Source organism: Sphingomonas sp. M1A8_2b (assembly GCF_053345535.1).
The window spans coordinates 251,976-269,266 of record NZ_JBKFAH010000001.1 but is presented as its reverse complement, the minus strand read 5'-3'; the positions used below and the strand labels follow the sequence as shown (position 1 = coordinate 269,266).

15 protein-coding genes are annotated in these 17,291 nt (G+C 67.0%); 11 read left to right on the top strand and 4 right to left on the bottom strand.

Annotated elements, in window-relative coordinates:
- The first annotated feature begins 8 nt into the window (after positions 1-8).
- The 5 genes from ACLBWL_RS01420 to ACLBWL_RS01400 all read left to right on the top strand — a co-directional run bounded on the left by ACLBWL_RS01420 (position 9) and on the right by ACLBWL_RS01400 (position 6,217).
- On the top strand, positions 9-3,524 hold the full coding sequence (locus ACLBWL_RS01420; protein ID WP_447789577.1) for an error-prone DNA polymerase: 3,516 nt from the start codon (positions 9-11) through the stop codon (positions 3,522-3,524).
- Between the two features lie 359 nt (positions 3,525-3,883).
- Entirely contained in the window at positions 3,884-4,780 is an 897-nt protein-coding gene (locus ACLBWL_RS01415) for a tetratricopeptide repeat protein (protein WP_447791937.1), read from the top strand.
- Positions 4,777-5,418, top strand: a complete 642-nt coding sequence (locus tag ACLBWL_RS01410) for an LON peptidase substrate-binding domain-containing protein (RefSeq protein WP_447789576.1) — start codon at positions 4,777-4,779, stop codon at positions 5,416-5,418. The genes ACLBWL_RS01415 and ACLBWL_RS01410 overlap by 4 nt, the downstream gene beginning before the upstream one ends.
- The gene (locus ACLBWL_RS01405; RefSeq protein ID WP_447789574.1) at positions 5,415-5,606 is read left to right on the top strand and encodes a Trm112 family protein; all 192 of its coding nucleotides are present in this window, start codon (positions 5,415-5,417) and stop codon (positions 5,604-5,606) included. The genes ACLBWL_RS01410 and ACLBWL_RS01405 overlap by 4 nt, the downstream gene beginning before the upstream one ends.
- Positions 5,603-6,217: a DUF2238 domain-containing protein gene (locus tag ACLBWL_RS01400; RefSeq protein ID WP_447789572.1), complete on the top strand. Its 615-nt coding sequence runs from the start codon at positions 5,603-5,605 to the stop codon at positions 6,215-6,217. The genes ACLBWL_RS01405 and ACLBWL_RS01400 overlap by 4 nt, the downstream gene beginning before the upstream one ends.
- A gap of 16 nt (positions 6,218-6,233) precedes the next feature.
- On the opposite strand, the gene bluB is transcribed toward ACLBWL_RS01400, so the two are convergent.
- The gene (gene bluB, locus ACLBWL_RS01395; protein ID WP_447789570.1) at positions 6,234-6,896 is read right to left on the bottom strand and encodes a 5,6-dimethylbenzimidazole synthase; all 663 of its coding nucleotides are present in this window, start codon (positions 6,894-6,896) and stop codon (positions 6,234-6,236) included.
- Between the two features lie 8 nt (positions 6,897-6,904).
- Complete coding sequence (locus tag ACLBWL_RS01390) at positions 6,905-8,119, bottom strand: UbiH/UbiF/VisC/COQ6 family ubiquinone biosynthesis hydroxylase (RefSeq protein ID WP_447789568.1); 1,215 nt, start codon at positions 8,117-8,119, stop codon at positions 6,905-6,907.
- A gap of 142 nt (positions 8,120-8,261) precedes the next feature.
- Between ACLBWL_RS01390 and ACLBWL_RS01385 the strand changes: the two genes are divergently transcribed.
- The 6 genes from ACLBWL_RS01385 to ACLBWL_RS01360 all read left to right on the top strand — a co-directional run bounded on the left by ACLBWL_RS01385 (position 8,262) and on the right by ACLBWL_RS01360 (position 15,721).
- Complete coding sequence (locus tag ACLBWL_RS01385) at positions 8,262-10,586, top strand: DNA translocase FtsK (protein WP_447789566.1); 2,325 nt, start codon at positions 8,262-8,264, stop codon at positions 10,584-10,586.
- Between the two features lie 284 nt (positions 10,587-10,870).
- The gene (locus tag ACLBWL_RS01380; RefSeq protein WP_447789564.1) at positions 10,871-12,214 is read left to right on the top strand and encodes a carbohydrate porin; all 1,344 of its coding nucleotides are present in this window, start codon (positions 10,871-10,873) and stop codon (positions 12,212-12,214) included.
- Positions 12,215-12,433: 219 nt separating this feature from the next.
- Positions 12,434-13,063, top strand: a complete 630-nt coding sequence (locus tag ACLBWL_RS01375) for a LolA family protein (RefSeq protein ID WP_447791935.1) — start codon at positions 12,434-12,436, stop codon at positions 13,061-13,063.
- Between the two features lie 323 nt (positions 13,064-13,386).
- Positions 13,387-14,169, top strand: a complete 783-nt coding sequence (locus tag ACLBWL_RS01370) for an exodeoxyribonuclease III (RefSeq protein ID WP_447789563.1) — start codon at positions 13,387-13,389, stop codon at positions 14,167-14,169.
- Complete coding sequence (gene ribA / locus ACLBWL_RS01365; protein ID WP_447789561.1) at positions 14,166-15,212, top strand: GTP cyclohydrolase II; 1,047 nt, start codon at positions 14,166-14,168, stop codon at positions 15,210-15,212. Before ACLBWL_RS01370 ends, ribA begins: the two co-directional genes overlap by 4 nt.
- Positions 15,213-15,241: 29 nt before the next feature.
- Positions 15,242-15,721: a YdcF family protein gene (locus ACLBWL_RS01360; protein ID WP_447789559.1), complete on the top strand. Its 480-nt coding sequence runs from the start codon at positions 15,242-15,244 to the stop codon at positions 15,719-15,721.
- Between the two features lie 206 nt (positions 15,722-15,927).
- On the opposite strand, the gene ACLBWL_RS01355 is transcribed toward ACLBWL_RS01360, so the two are convergent.
- Complete coding sequence (locus ACLBWL_RS01355; protein WP_447789557.1) at positions 15,928-16,608, bottom strand: HAD family hydrolase; 681 nt, start codon at positions 16,606-16,608, stop codon at positions 15,928-15,930.
- Positions 16,605-17,279 (bottom strand): YggS family pyridoxal phosphate-dependent enzyme, encoded by a 675-nt coding sequence (locus tag ACLBWL_RS01350; protein WP_447789555.1) that lies wholly within the window; start codon positions 17,277-17,279, stop codon positions 16,605-16,607. Before ACLBWL_RS01350 ends, ACLBWL_RS01355 begins: the two co-directional genes overlap by 4 nt.
- Positions 17,280-17,291: the final 12 nt, after the last annotated feature.

Sequence of the window (17,291 nt, the reverse complement as noted above, 5' to 3'; positions counted from 1 at the left end):
CCAGCGTCATGACCGGGTTCGCCGAACTCGTCGCCGCGACCAATTACTCGTTCCTGGACGGTGCGAGCGATGCCGGGGCGATGGTCGGGCGTGCGGTCCAGTTGAAGCTCGACGGGATCGGGATCGCCGATCGCAACACCGTCGCCGGCGTGGTCCGCGCGCATCAGGCGTTGAAGAAGGCGCGCGACGGTTTGCTTGGCATGGCGATGCCACCGATCGACTTCCGGCTGGTGGTCGGCGCGCGGCTGGTGTTCGAGGACGGTACGCCGGACATCGTTGCGTATCCTGCGACCCGGCGTGGCTGGGGGCGGCTGACGCGGCTGCTGACAGTCGGTAACCGTCGTGCCGAAAAGGGTGGCTGCATCCTCGGGCTCGGCGACCTGATCGCGCATCATGCCGACATGATGCTGGTGGTGATGCCCGAGAGCAGCGCGCGCGGCGCGACGCCGGTGTCGCCGCTGCCGGAGGGCGATGCCCTGCCCGAACGACGCGAACGCGATCTGGCGACGGTCTTGCGCGCGGTCAGGCGGCTGGGGGCGGAGTCTGTGTGGCTGGGCGTGACGATGCCGCGCGGCGGCCACGATCGGCGACGGCTGGCGCGGCTCGGTCGGATCGCGGATGCGGCGGGCGTGCCCGTGCTGGCGACCACCGATGCGCTCTATGCCTATCCCGACGACCGCGACCTGCACGATATCGTCACCTGCATCCGCGAGCGCACGACGATCCACAAGGCGGGGCGGCGGCTCGCGGCGAACGGCGAACGGCATCTGAAGCCCGAGGAGGAGATCGCCCGGCTGTTCCGCGACCGTCCCGACGCAGTGGCGCAAAGCGCGCGGTTGCTGGACAAAATCGCCTTCACGCTCGACGACCTGCGCTACGAATATCCGCATGAACCGGTGCCGGACGGGTGGAACGCGCAGGATTGGCTCGAACATCTTGTCTGGCAGACCGCGCTGGAACGCTATGACTACCGCGTGCCAGAGCGGATGCTGAAACTCCTGTACGAGGAGTTCGTGCTGATCCGCGAACGGAACTACGCCTATTATTTCCTGACCGTGCACGACATCGTCCGGTTCGCGAGGAGCTGCGATCCGCCGATCCTGTGCCAGGGGCGCGGGTCGGCGGCCAATTCGGTGGTGTGTTATCTGCTCGGCGTCACGTCGGTGGATCCGATGAAATACGACCTGCTGTTCTCGCGGTTCGTGTCGAGCGAGCGCGACGAGCCGCCGGACATCGACGTCGATTTCGAGCATGAGCGGCGCGAGGACGTGATGCAGTACATCTACCGCCGTTATGGGCGCGACCGCGCCGCGATCGCCGCGACCGTCATCCATTATCGCCCCAAGAGCACGGTGCGCGAAGTCGGCAAGGCGCTGGGACTGACCGAGGACGTGACGCAGCGGCTGACCAGCACGGTATGGGGCAGTTTCTCGAGCCGGTTCCAGGAACAGCGTTTTGCCGAGACCGGGTTCGACGTCGACAATCCCGAGATCGCGCGGCTGCGCGAGATGGTCGACCGGCTGCTCGAGTTTCCGCGCCATCTGTCGCAGCATTTCGGCGGGTTCGTGCTCACGCAGGGGCGGCTCGACGAGATGGTGCCGATCCACAACGGCGCGATGGACGAGCGCACGTTCATCGAATGGGACAAGGACGATATCGACGTGCTCGGGCTGATGAAGGTCGATATCCTCGCGCTCGGCATGCTGACATGTATCCGCAAGGCGTTCGACCTGATGCGCGCGCATGGCCACGGCGATCACCTGCTCGACACGATCGCGGTCGCCGAGGATCCGCGCGTGTACGACATGCTGTGCAAGGGCGACAGCATCGGCGTATTCCAGGTCGAAAGCCGCGCGCAGATCAACATGCTGCCGCGGTTGCGCCCGCGCGTGCTGTACGATCTGGTCGTGCAGGTCGCGATCGTCAGGCCGGGGCCGATCGAGGGCGACATGGTGCACCCGTATCTGCGCCGGCGGAGCGGCAAGGAGAAGGTCGAGTTTCCTTCGCCCGATCCGAAATTCGGGCCGCCCGACGAATTGCAGCAACTGCTCCGCTTTACCTACGGCGTGCCGCTGTTCCAGGAACAGGCGATGAAGCTGGCGATCGTCGCGGCGGGGTTCACGCCGAACGAGGCGAACCAGTTGCGCAAGTCGATGGCGACCTTTCGCAAGGTCGGAGGGATGGACAATTTCCAGGCCAAGCTGGTCGGCGGGATGGTCGCGCGCGGGTATGGGGCGGAGTTTGCCGAGCGCTGTTTCAAGCAGATCGAGGGGTTTGGCTCGTACGGGTTTCCGGAAAGCCATGCGCTGTCGTTCGCGCGGCTGGTGTATGTGTCGTCGTGGATCAAATGCTTTCATCCGGCGGTGTTCTGCTGCGCGTTGCTTAATTCGCAGCCGATGGGGTTTTATGCGCCGGCGCAGCTGGTGCGCGATGCGGTCGAGCATGGGGTGACCGTGCTGCCGGTCGATGTGAATGCGAGCGGGTGGGATAACTCACTCGAGTCCTCCCCGGTACGGGGAGGGGAACCGCGCGAAGCGGGGTGGAGGGGGGCTTCCACGGACGTATCGGTTGCGGGGGTCTCTGTTACGGGCGGCGCGGATGAGGCTGCCCCCCCTCCACGTGTGACGTTTGCGGCGCGCGCCCTCCACCATCCTGCGGATGGTCCCCCTCCCCGTGCCGGGGAGGATTTGCGCCTCGGATTTCGGCAGGTGGACGGGTTTCGGAAGGATTGGGCGGACGAGATCGTTCGCGTTCGGACCACGCCGTTCGCGAGTATCGAGGACCTCGCGCGGCGCGCCAGCCTGCCGCAGCGGGCGATGAACCTGCTCGCCGATGCGGATGCGTTTCGATCGGTGGCGAAGGAACGACGCGAGGCATTGTGGGATGTGCGTCGGACGCCGCCCAAGCAGCTGGCGCTGTTCGCCGCCGCTGAGGTGCCCGAGCTTGGCGCGGAGCCCGATGCGCATCTGCCGGCGATGCCGCTGTCCGAACAGGTGGCGGCGGATTATCAGACGACTCGGCTGTCGTTGAAGGCACACCCGATGCAGTTTCTTCGCGCGCGCTTTGACGCCGAGGGGATCCTGTCGAGCGCGCAGGCCAATGCGACCAAGGATGGACGACGCGCGAAGGTGGCGGGGGTGGTTCTAGTTCGCCAGCGGCCGGGCAAGGGCAATGCGATCTTCGTGACGATCGAGGACGAGACCGGGATCACCAACGGGCTGATGTGGGCGCGCGATTTCGAGGCGAACCGCCTCGCGGTGATGGCGTCGCGGCTGATGGTGCTGGAGGGCGTGATCCAGCGCAGCGAGGAAGGGGTGACGCATCTGATGACGTCGCGCGTGCAGGACCGCACCGAGATGCTGCGGCTGTTGTCGGAAGATCACGCGCTGGAGCCGCCGCTCGCCCGCGTCGACGAGGTTATCCGTCCGGTTCTCACGCGGAGTCCGGACGCCCGCGCGCATCATCCCCGCGCGACGCATCCGCGGGATGTGCGCGTCCTACCCAAGTCGCGCGACTTTCATTGAGGGCGGATCGCCGTTCGACCCCACGATCCTCCCCCGCAAGGGGGAGGTGGCTGGCTCTTGCCAGACGGAGGGGGAGGAAAGACGGCTGGCGTTCCGTGTCCTCCCCCTCCGTCGCCTTCGGCGCCACCTCCCCCTGGCGGGGGAGGATCGTTCCGATGCACCGACCGTGAGTTGCCAAGGCCACCAAGGGCATCGTCCACGGCTTTGCGTCCCAGCTTGTGCCGCGGATGATCAGCACCGTGTGACGCCACCGCTCGTTTGTCGTGCCGGGCGTTCCATCCTAAAGGTGGCATTCGCTGCTGCTGCCCCCCAAATAGCGCGTCAGAACCACACGGGAGTTGAACTTGGCCACGCTTGGAATGTCCCCTGCCGAGAAGGACGCCGTCGAGTCGTTCCGTCGCGATGTCGTCGAACCGTCGATGACGAAGCTCGTCATCATCGATTTCTGGGCCGAATGGTGCGGGCCGTGCAAGGCGCTGACGCCGACGCTGGAGAAGGTCGCCGCGGACTATGCCGACAAGGGCGTCGTGCTGGCGAAGGTCGATACCGACAAGAACCAGTTCATCGCCGCGCAATTCCAGATCAAGTCGATCCCGACCGTCTATGCGATGTTCCAGGGCCAGCTGGTCGCCGACATGACCAGCGCGCGGACCGAGTCGCAGTTGCGCGTTCTGCTCGACCAGTTGCTCAAGCAGCTGCCGATCGAGGCCGAGCCGGCAGACGCCGCGGCCGATGTCGAGCCGCTGATCGCGATCGGCGAGGAGGCACTTGCGGCCAGTGACGGCGAGCGGGCGCTGGGAATTTTCCGCGAGATCGCCGACATCGCGCCCGAGCATCCGCAGGTCCATGCCGGTTTCGTCCGTGCGCTGATCGCGACCGGCCAGCTCGACGAGGCGGCGGACTGGCTGGCGAACCTCGATTCCACGATCGCCAAGGATCCGGCGATCACCCGGGCGCAGGCCGCACTCGCGCTCGCGCAGTCGGCGCCACCGGTCGCGGACCTGTCGCCGTTGATCGCCGCGGTCGAGGCCAACCCGGACGACCTGGCCGCGCGGTTCGCGCTCGCCAACGGCCAGATGGCGGCGAACGACCGTGATGCCGCTGCCGACACGTTCCTCGGCATCATCGCCACCGAGCGCGACTGGAACGAGGGCGCGGCGCGCGCGCAGTTGTTGAAATTGTTCGAGGTCGTCGGGCTCGAAGACCCGTGGGTGTCTGGACAACGCCGCCGCCTGTCTGCGATCCTGTTCGGATGACCACCGAGTCCGCCCCCCCGCGTGCCACCACGCGTCTGTCGATCTTCCCGTTGCCCGGCGCGTTGCTGTTTCCCGGTATGCACCTGCCGCTGCACATGTTCGAGCCGCGCTATCGGGCGATGATCAGCGACGCGATGGCGCGCGACCGGCGGATCGGCATGATCCAGCCGCGCGGCGGACCGAACGACGACGCCGATGCGCTGTACGACATCGGCTGCGTCGGCAAGATCGCCGAGGTCGAGGCGCTCGACGACGGGCGGTACAACGTCGTGCTGGAGGGCATCGCGCTGTTCCGGATCGTCCGCGAACTCGATGTGTCGACCGCGTTCCGCCAGGTCGAGGCGGAATTGCTGCCGTTGATCGAGGACGATGCGCTGTCGCTAGGCCGGCGCTCGTCGCTGGAATTGGAATCGCGTCGGTTCGCGGACATGCAGGGCTATGCGGTCGATTGGGATGCGGTCGGCCGACTCGACGACGAGAGCCTGGTCAACGGCATCGCCCAGATCGCGCCGTTCGACGCCGCCGCGAAGCAGGCGTTGCTCGAGGCGCCGAATATCGAGCAGCGTGCGGAACTGATCATCCAGCTGATGCAGTTCTTCGGACGGCACGACGGCGATGAATCGGTGACGTTGCAGTGAGCGCACTCGATCCCTGGCTGCTCGAACGGCTGGTCTGCCCGATGACTCGCACGCCGCTGCGCTATGACGAAGCGGCGCAGGAACTGATCTCGGACGCGGCGGGCCTGGCCTATCCGATCCGTGACGGCGTGCCCGTAATGCTGGTGGAAGAGGCTCGGCACATCGACGGGACCTCTTCCCACGCATGACGTCGATCGACCGTCGCCTGCCGATACTGGGCGCGGTCTGGGCAATCGGGCTGTTGGCGTCGGGTTGGTCGCCAGCGGACCGCGCGACGTGGTGGATGGAAGTCGCCCCCGTCCTGATCGCGTTTCCCGTGCTGATCGCACTCCGCCGCCGGTTTCGGTTTTCGACTCTGGCGTTGGTGCTGATCGCGGTCCACGGTCTGGTCCTGATGCTCGGCGGTGCCTACACGTATGCGCGCGTCCCGATCGGTTTTGTCGTGCAGGATTGGCTACATCTCGCGCGCAATCCCTATGATCGGTTCGGCCATCTGATGCAGGGTTTCGTGCCCGCGATCGTGCTGCGGGAGGTTCTGGTGCGGACCGGGGCGATCACCGCGCCGCGACTATTGGCCGTTACCGTGCTGGCCTATTGTCTCAGCGTGAGCGCGCTGTACGAATTGATCGAGTTCGGTGCCGCAGTGTCGCTGGGGCAGGGCGCGGACGCCTTCCTGGGAACGCAAGGCGACGCCTGGGATACGCAGTGGGACATGCTGATGTGCCTTGTCGGTGCGTCGTTCGCGCTGCTGGTATTGTCGCGCGTTCACGACCGGCAGATCGAACGGCTCAAGGCTTAGCCCTCCCCGATCCGGCCTAGCGCCGCGTGATCTCGACCGGTCGACGGCGCTCCCAGCCTTCGCGTTCCAGTTCGGGCGTGTCGCTGTCGACCGCGGGATAGCCGATGCAGACATAGCCGATCAGTTGCCAGTTTTCGGGCAGATCGAGCGCGGCGCGGACACGGTCGGCGTCGAGGATCGACACCCAGCCCAGGCCCAGACCGACACAGCGCGCTGCGAGCCACACCGTGTGCAGCGCCATGACGGCGGAAAACGCCGCAGTCTCGGGCATCGTTCGCCGTCCCAAGCCGTGTCCCTGGAGTGGATCGGGATCGACGAACACCGCGAGATGACAGGGCGCGTCGTCGAGACCGGCGAGCTTGAGGTGCGCGTAACGCTCGGACCGCGTTGGTGACTGCGCGGCCAGCGCTTGCGCGTTGCACGCCGCGAATATCTCGCGCACCGCCGCACGCCGATCGGGCGCGTCCACCGTCACGAAGCGCCACGGCTGGCTGAGCCCGACCGAGGGCGCGAGGTTTGCCAGATCGAGCAGTTTCGGCAGCAGCGCCGGATCGATCGGATCGCGCCGGAAATGCCGGACATCGCGCCGCCAGCGGATCAACTCCGCCAGCCGATCCGCGAACGCGTCGAAGGCCGGCGACGCCTGCGCGTGATCGTCGGAGTCCGACACGGCCGTCATGCTGCCGACTAGACCGTCATCCCCTGCAGCAGCTTCGGCAAATCACCGCTCTCGCCGCGCGCCTCCGCCATGAAGCGGTCCTTGAGCGGCGGGATCGCGTTGACCGCGCTGATGCCGAACCGGCGGACCGCGCTGGCGGTCTTGCCGGGAAGGCCGAACAGGCGGGTGAGCGTGTCGGTGGCAGCGGCGGTCATGAACGTGTCGAGCCCGCGCCAGCGCTGGTAGCGGTCGAGCAGCGCGGCGTCGCCCAAGTCGAGCCCGAGGCGCTTGCCCTCGACCAGCACTTCGGCGAGCGTCGCGACGTCGCGGAAGCCGAGGTTGAGACCCTGCCCGGCGATCGGGTGGATGCCGTGCGCGGCGTCGCCGACTAGCGCCATGCGCGTGTCGGTGATGCGCGCGGCGTGATGGAAGCCGAGCGGGTAGGACGAGCGCGGGGTGGCCATCGAGAGCGTGCCGAGAAACCCGCCCATGCTCTTTTCCGCTTCGGCGAGGAACGCGCGGTCGCCGAGCTTCAACATGCCGACGGCGTCCTTCGCGTCGACCGTCCAGACGATCGCCGAACGGTGGCCGTCGGCATCGTCGGGCAGCGGCAACAGCGCGAACGGGCCGCTTGCATAGAAGATCTCGTACGCCACGTCGTTGTGCGGCAGTTCGTGGTGGAACGCGCCGATGATCGCGGTGTGATCGTAGGACCAGCGCGCGATCGTGATACCGGCGGCCTCGCGGGTCGGCGAATTACGGCCCTCGGCGACGATCAGCAACGGCGCACGGACGGTGTCGCCCGAATCGAGCGTCGCGGTGACGCCCGATTCGGCGCGGTCGACCGAGGTCGCGCGCGTCTGCATGCGGAGGTCGACATGCGGCGCGGCGGTGGCGGCGTCGAACAGCGTGCGGCGGAGCAGCTTGTTCTCGTACATCGTGCCGAGCGCGCCATCGTCGGCGTCGGGGACGAAATCGAGCTTGCCCGGCTCCAACCCGTCGCTGACGCGGATCTGGCGGATCGCACAGCCCTGCCCTGCCAGCGTCGCGCCGATGCCGATCGCGTCGAGCATGCGGTGGCTCGCGCTCGCGACGGCGGAGGCGCGGCCGTCGAAGCCCGGCGCCAGAGTCACCGCGGGGTCCGCGGGGTCGATCACGATCGTCGAGATGCCGTGCACGTCGAGCGCCACGGCGAGCGTCGCACCGACCAGCCCGCCACCGAGGATGAGTACATCTGTGTCCATGCCGCCGCTTTATCCGGGTAGCCGGTCGCTGCCAACGGCGATCCGGGCGCAGCTTAACCCGTGTTGCCGCGTGGTTACCTTGACGTTGAGCCTGCCGAGGACGATGCATTTCTGATTAGATTGCAACTGGAGAATACGGGTCATGGCCAGCCGCGCGCAGCCAGCCTTGTGGCGTGAGACGGTGAAGGCGGGGGCGGTGCGCAGCGGCGCGCTGATCGCGGCGATCGCGTTGTTCGTCGGCACGCTGCTGATGGCGCTGGCGCTGGCGAGCTATCACCCGAGCGACGCCGCGCTCAACACCGCATCGGGCGCCTATCCGGACAATCTGGTCGGCCCGCCGGGTGCGTGGTTCGCCGATATCGCGCTGACGCTGTTCGGGCCGGCGGTCGCGCTGCTGCTGCCGGTCGGGCCGATCGTCGGGATGCGACTGTGGCGCAATCTGCCGGTCGGACGCTGGGGACGGATGTTGCGGGGCGCGGCGATCGGCGTCGCGCTGATGGCGACCGCGCTGGCGTTCGTGTCGGGCACGTCGGTCCTGGCGTTGCCCGCCGGGTGGGGCGGCGTGATCGGGCTGTCGGTGGTCAGCGCGGCGCACTGGGCGCTGAGCTTCATCGGCCAGCCGGTCGCCGAGCTGTGGGCCGCGCGCGCGATCGGGCTGGTCGCGGCGATCGCCGGCGCGATCGTCTGGGGCAAGAGCATCGAGATCGATCTCGGCGAGCGCAAATGGCGCCTCCCCCGCCGCAATCGGACCGAGGCACTCGGCTATGACGGCTTCGACGATGCTCCCTTCACGAACGCGGTCGACGACGAGGAGCCGCTGACGCTGACGCGCAAACCGGTCGAGCCACGGGCGATCGCCGCGCCCGACCAGCGCCCAGCGCCGGTGATCGCGGACCGCCAGAACGCGCCGTCGCAGGCGAAACCCAAGGAGCGCCAATCCTCGCTCGACCTGCGCGACAATTTCACCTTGCCGAGCCTCGACCTGCTGACGCCGTCGCCGCCGAGCCAGGGCAATGTGATCGACAAGGCCGGGCTCGAGCGTAATGCGCGGCTGCTCGAGAACGTGCTCGACGATTTCAAGGTCACGGGATCGATCATTGAGGTGCGGCCGGGTCCGGTCGTGACGATGTACGAGCTCGAGCCCGCCCCCGGCGTCAAGGCGAGCCGGGTGATCGCGCTGGCCGACGATATCGCCCGCAACATGTCCGCGATTTCCGCGCGCGTCGCGGTGATTCCGGGGCGCAACGTCATCGGCATCGAGCTGCCGAATGCGCGGCGCGAAGCGGTGAGCTTGCACGAACTCGTCGGCAGCCAGACGTTCGAGGACCAGTCGGCGCAGCTGCCGATCATCCTCGGCAAGAACATCGCGGGCGATTCGGTGATCGCCGATCTCGCGCCGATGCCGCATCTGCTGGTCGCGGGGACGACCGGCTCGGGCAAGTCGGTCGGGCTGAACAGCATGATCCTGTCGCTGCTGTACAAGCTGACGCCGAACCAGTGCCGGATGATCATGATCGATCCGAAGATGCTCGAGCTGAGCATGTACGACGACATTCCGCACCTGTTGTCGCCGGTCGTCACGGACCCGGCCAAGGCGGTGCGCGCGCTGAAATGGGCGGTCGAGACGATGGAGGATCGCTATCGCCAGATGTCCTCCGTCGGCGTGCGCAGCCTCGCCGGCTTCAACGACAAGGTGCGCGGCGCGAAGGCCAAGGGGCAACCTTTGGGCCGAAAAGTGCAGACCGGGTATCACCCCGATACCGGCGCGCCGATGTACGAGGAGGAGAAGCTCGAATACGACGTTTTGCCGCAGATCGTGGTGATCGTCGACGAGCTCGCCGACCTGATGATGACCGCGGGCAAGGAGGTCGAGTTCCTCATCCAGCGGCTCGCGCAGAAGGCGCGCGCGGCGGGCATCCACCTGATCATGGCCACGCAGCGGCCGTCGGTCGACGTCATCACCGGCGTCATCAAGGCCAATCTGCCGACCCGGATCAGCTTCCACGTAACCTCGAAGATCGATTCGCGCACCATCCTCGGCGAACAGGGCGCGGAGCAGCTGCTCGGCAAGGGCGACATGCTCTACATGCCCGGCGGCAAGGGCATCGTCCGCGTGCACGGGCCGTTCGTGACCGACGACGAAGTACGGCTGGTGGCGGATCACTGGCGGTCGCAGGGGCTGCCGGATTACATTTCCTCCGTCACCGAGGAGCCCGAGGAAAGCTTCGCGCTGGAGGGCTCGCCGACCGGGGAGGATTCGGCGGAGGACCAGCAATACCGCCAGGCGATCCAGCTGGTGTGCGAGTCGCAGAAGGCGTCGACCTCGTGGCTGCAGCGGCAGTTGCGGATCGGCTACAATTCGGCGGCGCGGTTGATCGAGCGGATGGAGAAGGACGGCATCGTCGGCCGCCCCGATCACGTCGGCCGCCGCGAAGTGCTGCGCGATACCGAGGGCCATGCGATCTAGCGCTGCACTGCGATCCTCCCCCGCCAGGGGGAGGTGGCACCGCAGGTGACGGAGGGGGAGGACACGGAAACTACGTTGTCGCCCCCTCCCCCTCCGTCTGGCAAGTGCCAGCCACCTCCCCCTGGCGGGGGAGGATTCCTGGAACTCCGGCCGTAACTTGACGGAGGGTTTCGGACTGCGTCGGGCCGATCTAAGGGGCTGATACAGGTTACGAATAACAGGTGGACGTGATGGGGCATCGGCGGTTGTGTGTGGGGGCATTGGCGCTTGCCCTGTCCTGCGCAATGTCCGGACAGGTTTCGGCGCAGGATATTCCGAAGCAGACGCCGGGGAGCGCCAGCACTGATACCCAGCACCGCCCTCGCGCCGGTGTTCGCCGCGACAGCGATCTGTCGCCGTCCGCGCTGACCGCGGATACGCAGCGCACCCCGCCGCCGGGATTGTTCGCCGACTGGTTCGATATCCGCAAGCGGCTGACCGAGCGCGGGATCGGCGTCAGCGCGCGCTATGCGTCGGAGAGTGGGTATAATTTCGCAGGCGGCGACCGGAAACTGCTCCGCGAAACCGGGCAGTTCGACGTCGGCGTGCTGCTCGATCTCGACAAGGTCGTCGGACTCAAAGGCGGCGCATTCCAGGCTACCCTCACCTATCGCCGCGGGCGCGATCTGGGCGCCGACGCCAATCTCGGCGTACTGCAACAGGTGCAGGAGGTGTACGGCCGCGGCCAGACGCTGCGCCTGACGCAATTCTGGTACGAGCAGAAGATCGGCGAGAAATTCGAGATCAAGGCGGGTCGCACCAATCCCGGCGAGGATTTCGCGGTCTTCTCCTGCTATTTCCAGAACCTCAGCTTCTGCGGCGCGCAGCCCGGCAATCTGGTTGGTGACTACTGGCAGAACTGGCCGGTCGGCCAATGGGGCGCGCGGTTCCGCTACGACGTCAACGACCATCTGACGCTGAAGACCGCCGCCTACGAGGTGAACCCGCGCAACCTCGAAAAGGACTTCGTGATCGGCCGGTTCCACGGCGCGACGGGCGCACTAATCCCGGTCGAGGCCGAATGGCATCGCGGTGACAACGACGGCCGCGTGGGCGCGTACAAGGTTGGCGGCTGGGTCAACACCTCGAACGGCGACGACGTGTTCTACGACGTCAACCGCCAGCCGATCGCGATCACCGGGCTCGCACCGCTCCGCCGCAGCGCCCGCTACGGCGTCTATTTCAACCTCCAGCAACAGATCACCGGCACCTCGAAGGACGGCAAGTCGGTGACCGGGCTCAGCGTGTTCCTCAACGCGACGCAGGCCGATCGCGCGACCTCGACCACCGACAACCAGATCGCCGCCGGGCTGTTCTACAAGGGGCTGGTGCCGTGGCGGCCGGGCGACATCCTCGGCTTCGGCGTCGCGCGGACCAACGTGAACGGACGTGTCGCGAAGGGGCAGGCGCTCGATCCGACGCGGCCGGCGGTGCAGGATGCCGAGTACGCGTCGGAGATCTATTACAGCGTCCACCCGACCCGGTGGCTCGAATTGCGGCCGAACGTGCAGTTCATCCACAATCCTGGTGGCGTGCATGACGCGAACGACGTCGGCGTGCTCGGGATGAAGGCCGCCATTACGCTGTAACGCGCTGACACTCCGCGTTGCGGGTCCCAGCCCCGTCATCCTGACGAAAGTCAGGATCCAGAGCAAAGCAGGACGGTCCCTCACCACCCTGGATCCTGACTTTCGTCAGGATGACGGACGGGGGGTTGAGGTGACGGACAGGGTTCGATGCGGAACCCGCCGAATTCAGTGGCGGTTCAAGCGCGGGCGGGCAATCGTTCGCGCTCCAAGGAGATTATGATGTTCAATTCCCGCCCCGCGGTGATCGCGACGATCGCCGCTCTCTCGGTCGCTGCGGTACCGGCACCGATCGGCGCGCAGGCCACCGGCGATCTCGCGGCCGTGCAGAGGTCGCTGCAGGCACTGGATACGATGACCGCCGATTTTTCGCAGGCGGATCGCAACGGCAAGGTCCTGACGGGTGTGCTGACGTTGAAGAAGCCCGGCAAGATCCGGTTTCAGTACCAGAAGGGCGTGCCGATCCTGATCGTCGCGGAAGGCGGCGCGCTGACCTTCATCGATTACTCGGTGAAGCAGGTGCAGCGCTGGCCGATCAAGAACTCGCCGCTGGTCGTGTTTCTCGACCCGTCACGTGACATCACGCGCTACGCCAAGCTCGTTCCCGGCTACGATCCTAGAATCGTGTCGGTCGAGGTGAACGATCCGAAACATCCCGAAACCGGCCGGATCACGCTGGTGTTCGTGCGCAACGCGGGCGCGCCGGGCGGGCTGATGTTGCAGGGCTGGGTTGCGCTCGACAGTCAGAACAATCGGACGACGATCCGGCTGACCAACCAGAAGTTCGGCGTCGCCGTCAGCGACAATACCTTCCGCTGGAACGATCCGCGCACCTCGGGTGGAAGAAAGTAACATAACTTTTGCGTCATTCATGCCAGCGACAGGTTCCGGCTCCTAGAGGGTGGCTCGCGGATGTGGGGCATCCGGGATTTTTCCCCCTGTTGCCCGGATGGTTTCCCCACCTCTCGCCTGCGTGACGAACGCTGAGTTGGCCCTCGCTCCATGCCCCCGGAGCGAGGGTCTTTCGCGTAGAGCGGCAGGCAAACAGGTTTGCCAGACTCGCTCAAGCGCGGCCGACGAGCGATAGCTCGGTCGACGACAGCGGCTTTGCCGATGGCGCCTTCTTGGTTCTACCCTTCCTTGTCGCCACCCCCCCGCGACGCTACATCGCGGCCGTGAAGATCGTCTCCTGGAACATCAACTCGGTCCGTTTCCGGATCGCCATCGTCGAGCAGTTCCTGCGCGACGAGCAGCCCGACATCCTGTGCCTGCAGGAGACCAAGGTCGTCGATGGCGACTTCCCGTTGGAGGCGTTCCGCGCGCTCGGCTACGAGCACATCGTCCTGCACGGCCAGCGCATGCACCACGGCGTCGCGATCCTCAGCCGCGTTCCGATCGTCGAGGACGACCGGTTCGACTGGCAGGCGAACAGCGAGGCGCGTCACATCGGCGTCCGGCTGGAGAACGGCGTGAGGCTCGAGAACGTCTACGTCCCCGCCGGCGGCGACGTGCCGAACCGCGAGGTGAACCCGAAGTTCGGCCAGAAGCTCGACTTCATCGAACGCATGACGACCTGGTCCGAAACACTGGCGGGGCCCACCATTCTGGTCGGCGACTTCAACATCGCCCCACTCGAATCGGACGTGTGGAGCCACAAGCAGCTGCTCGACGTCGTCAGCCACACGCCCGTGGAGGTCGAGGCACTCGGCAAGTTGCAGGCGGCCGGCGACTGGGTCGATCTCGGGCGCCGCTTTCATCCTGCCCCCGCGCGCCTGTTCACCTGGTGGAGCTACCGCGCGAAGGATTGGGCGGCGTCGGACCGCGGGCGTCGGCTCGATCACATGTGGGCGACCGGTGCCGCCGCCGAAGCTGCGGTGTCGCATCATGTCTATGAGCGATGCCGGAGCTGGCTGAAGCCGTCCGATCACGTGCCGATCATGACCGAGTTCGCGTTTTGACCAACCCCCGCGCCGCCGCCCGCGCGATCGATGCGCTGCGGCGTGGCTGGCCGATCGCGATCGACGGGCTCGTGCTGCTGGCGGTCGAGACGGCGGATGCGGACCGGTTGGCGGCGTTCGATCCCGAGGCGCAGGGCGGCGTGCTGATCTCGTCGGGGCGCGCGGCGACGTTGAAGCTTACCAACCAGAGGGCGGCAGCGGATCCGACCGAGCCGGTGCTGGTCGATCGCGCACCGTGGATCGATTTCGCTGCGGCGACCGCGCTGGCCGATCCGCAATTCGACCTGGCGACCCCGTTGAAGGGGCCGTTCCAGACGCTCCCACTCGCCGATCCGGACGCAGCGGCGGCGGCGTTGCGACTCGCGCGGATCGCGGGGTTGTTGCCGGCGTTCTTCCTCGGTAGCGGCGAACCCGAGGTCCGGATCGTCCACGCGGACATCGACGCGCACGAGGATGCGAACCGGTTGACGCTGGCGGCGCGTGCCCGGCTGCCGGTCGAAGGCGCGGAGGATACGGAGATCGTCGCGTTTCGCTCACCCGAAAGCGCCGACGAGCATATCGCACTCCTGATCGGCCAGCCCAACGGCCAACCACCGCTGGTCCGCCTCCACAGCGAATGCCTGACCGGCGACGTACTCGGCAGCCTGAAGTGCGATTGTGGGCCGCAGCTGCACGCCGCGATCCACGCGATCCAGCAGAGCGGCTGGGGTATCCTGTTGTATCTGCGGCAGGAAGGGCGCGGCATCGGGCTGGTCAACAAGCTGCGCGCCTATGCGTTGCAGGACCAGGGATACGACACGGTCGACGCGAACACGCGGCTCGGCTTTGCGGTCGATGCGCGCGATTTCGGTGTGGCGGCGCGGATGTTGACGTTGCTCGGCCAGCGCGAGCTGCGGCTGCTGACGAACAATCCGGCCAAGGTCGCGGGGCTTGAGGCGGCGGGCGTCACGGTGATCGAGCGGGTGCCGCATTCGCTGCCCGCCAACCCGCACAACGCACAGTATCTGGCGACCAAGCGCGATCGCACGGGTCATCAGTTCTGACCGATATCCCACCCTCACGGCGCCTGATCGTGGTGTTCGGCGCGGCGGTTCGCCCCGATGGCAGCCCGAGCCCCACCCTCGCCCGCCGCATCGCGTTCGCGGCGGCGGCGGCGGCGCGCTATGTCGATGCGGACCTGTTCTGCTCAGGCGCGAAGGGTGCGCATGGGCCGTCCGAGGCGTCGGTGATGGCGGATGTGCTGGCGGAGACGGTCGATCGGTCGCGAATCCATCTCGACGAGGCGAGTATCGATACGTTGCAGAGCGTGGTTGCGGCGACCGCGTTCGCGCGCGCCGGGCAGTATGCGCAGTGCATGATCTGCACCGACGGCTATCATCAGCCACGGATTCGCATGTTGTTCGCGATGCTCGGCATGCCCGCGAGCGTGATCCACGTGCCGCATGGCGGGAGCCGGCGGTATCAGCTCAAGATGCGGACGCGGGAGGTGGCAGCGATTCCGTATGACCTGGTCGCGGGGATCGGCGCGGTCTGGCGACGGAAGCGGGGGTGATGTTCTCCTGCGGACGCAGGAGCCCAGGGTACCATACCTAGCCCTTAGTTACCCCGGAGTCCTGCGTTCGCCGGAAAACGGGTTGTGGTGCCAATCCCCGCTCCGTCACCCCGGACGTGTTCCGGGGTCCACCGTGCCGCGTATCAACGGCCGATGGTCACGCGGAACGGTGGATGCCGGAACAAGCCCGGCATGAGGGGGCGCCGCTAGTTCGTCCCGATCAACCGCGCGACTTCGTCGAAGCTCTCCGCCAACGCGTCGACGCCGATCGCCGTCAGTCGCGCGCCATGCTCGGCGTTGCAGTGCGATCCCGCCGATAGCCCGATGACATAGCCCCCAGAGGCTACCGCGCCAGTCGCGCCAACGGGCGAGTCTTCTAGGATAGCCGTCCGCGCGATGTCGACGCCGAGTTGGCGGGCACCAAACAGGTACAGATCGGGCGCGGGCTTGCCGTTCGTGACGTGTTCGCGGCCGCTGTAGAGATGGTCGCCGAACGCGTCGCGCAGGCCGATATGCTCGAGATGCCGCGCGATCCAGCTGACCGGGCTCGACGAGACGATCGCCTTGGGCAGGTCGGCGGGCAGCGAGCGGACGAACGCCACCGCGCCCTCGATTGCGTCGACCCCCGCCGCCATCACGCGCGCATCCTCGTCTTCGCGCGCGGCATAGAATTCGTCGGGGAGCGGGCGGTCGATCCAGCGCTCGATCGCATCGATGAACGGCGGGCCGGCGAGACCCATGAAGTTCGCCATCGAATCCTCGGCACTGGTCGGGTGCCCGGCGGCGGTCAGCCACTGCGCGATGTGACGGTTCCCGACCGCCTCGCTGTCGATCAGGACGCCGTCGAAGTCGAACAGCAGCGCGTCGAACCGAACTGGAATGCTCATGCGCCCGTCCCCCGTGCGCCGAACAGCGCACTACCAATCCGGACGTGAGTCGCACCGATCGTCACCGCGGTCTCGAAATCGTCCGACATGCCCATGCTGAGCCCGGTCAGCCCGTGATCCCGCGCGAGCTTGGCGAGCAACGCGAAATACGGCGCCGGCTCGATGTCGGCAGGCGGCAGGCACATCAGCCCGGCGATCGGCAGGCCGGCGGCACGCGCCTGCTCGACCAGCGCGGGCAGGTCGGCGATCGCGCAACCACCCTTTTGCGGCTCGTCGCCGATGTTGACCTGGAGGAAACAGTCGGGACGGCGCTCCGACGTGGTCATCGCCTTCGCGAGCGCGTCGACCAGCGACGGGCGGTCGACCGCGTGGATGCAATCGAACAACGCCACCGCTTCGGCTGCCTTGTTCGACTGGAGCTGGCCGATCAGATGGAGTTCGACGTCGGGATACGCCGCGCGCAACGCCGGCCATTTCTCCGCCGCCTCCTGCACACGGTTCTCGCCGAACACGCGCTGGCCTTCGGCGAGCAGCGGTTCGATCGCTGCGGCCGGGTGCGTCTTGGAGACCGCGATCAGCGTGATGTCGGTCACGCGGCGGTCGGCGATCTCGGCGGCCTTGGCGATCCGGGCGCGAATGGACGCGAGCGGCGTGGTGTCGTCAGATGTCATGCCGGGCGCTAT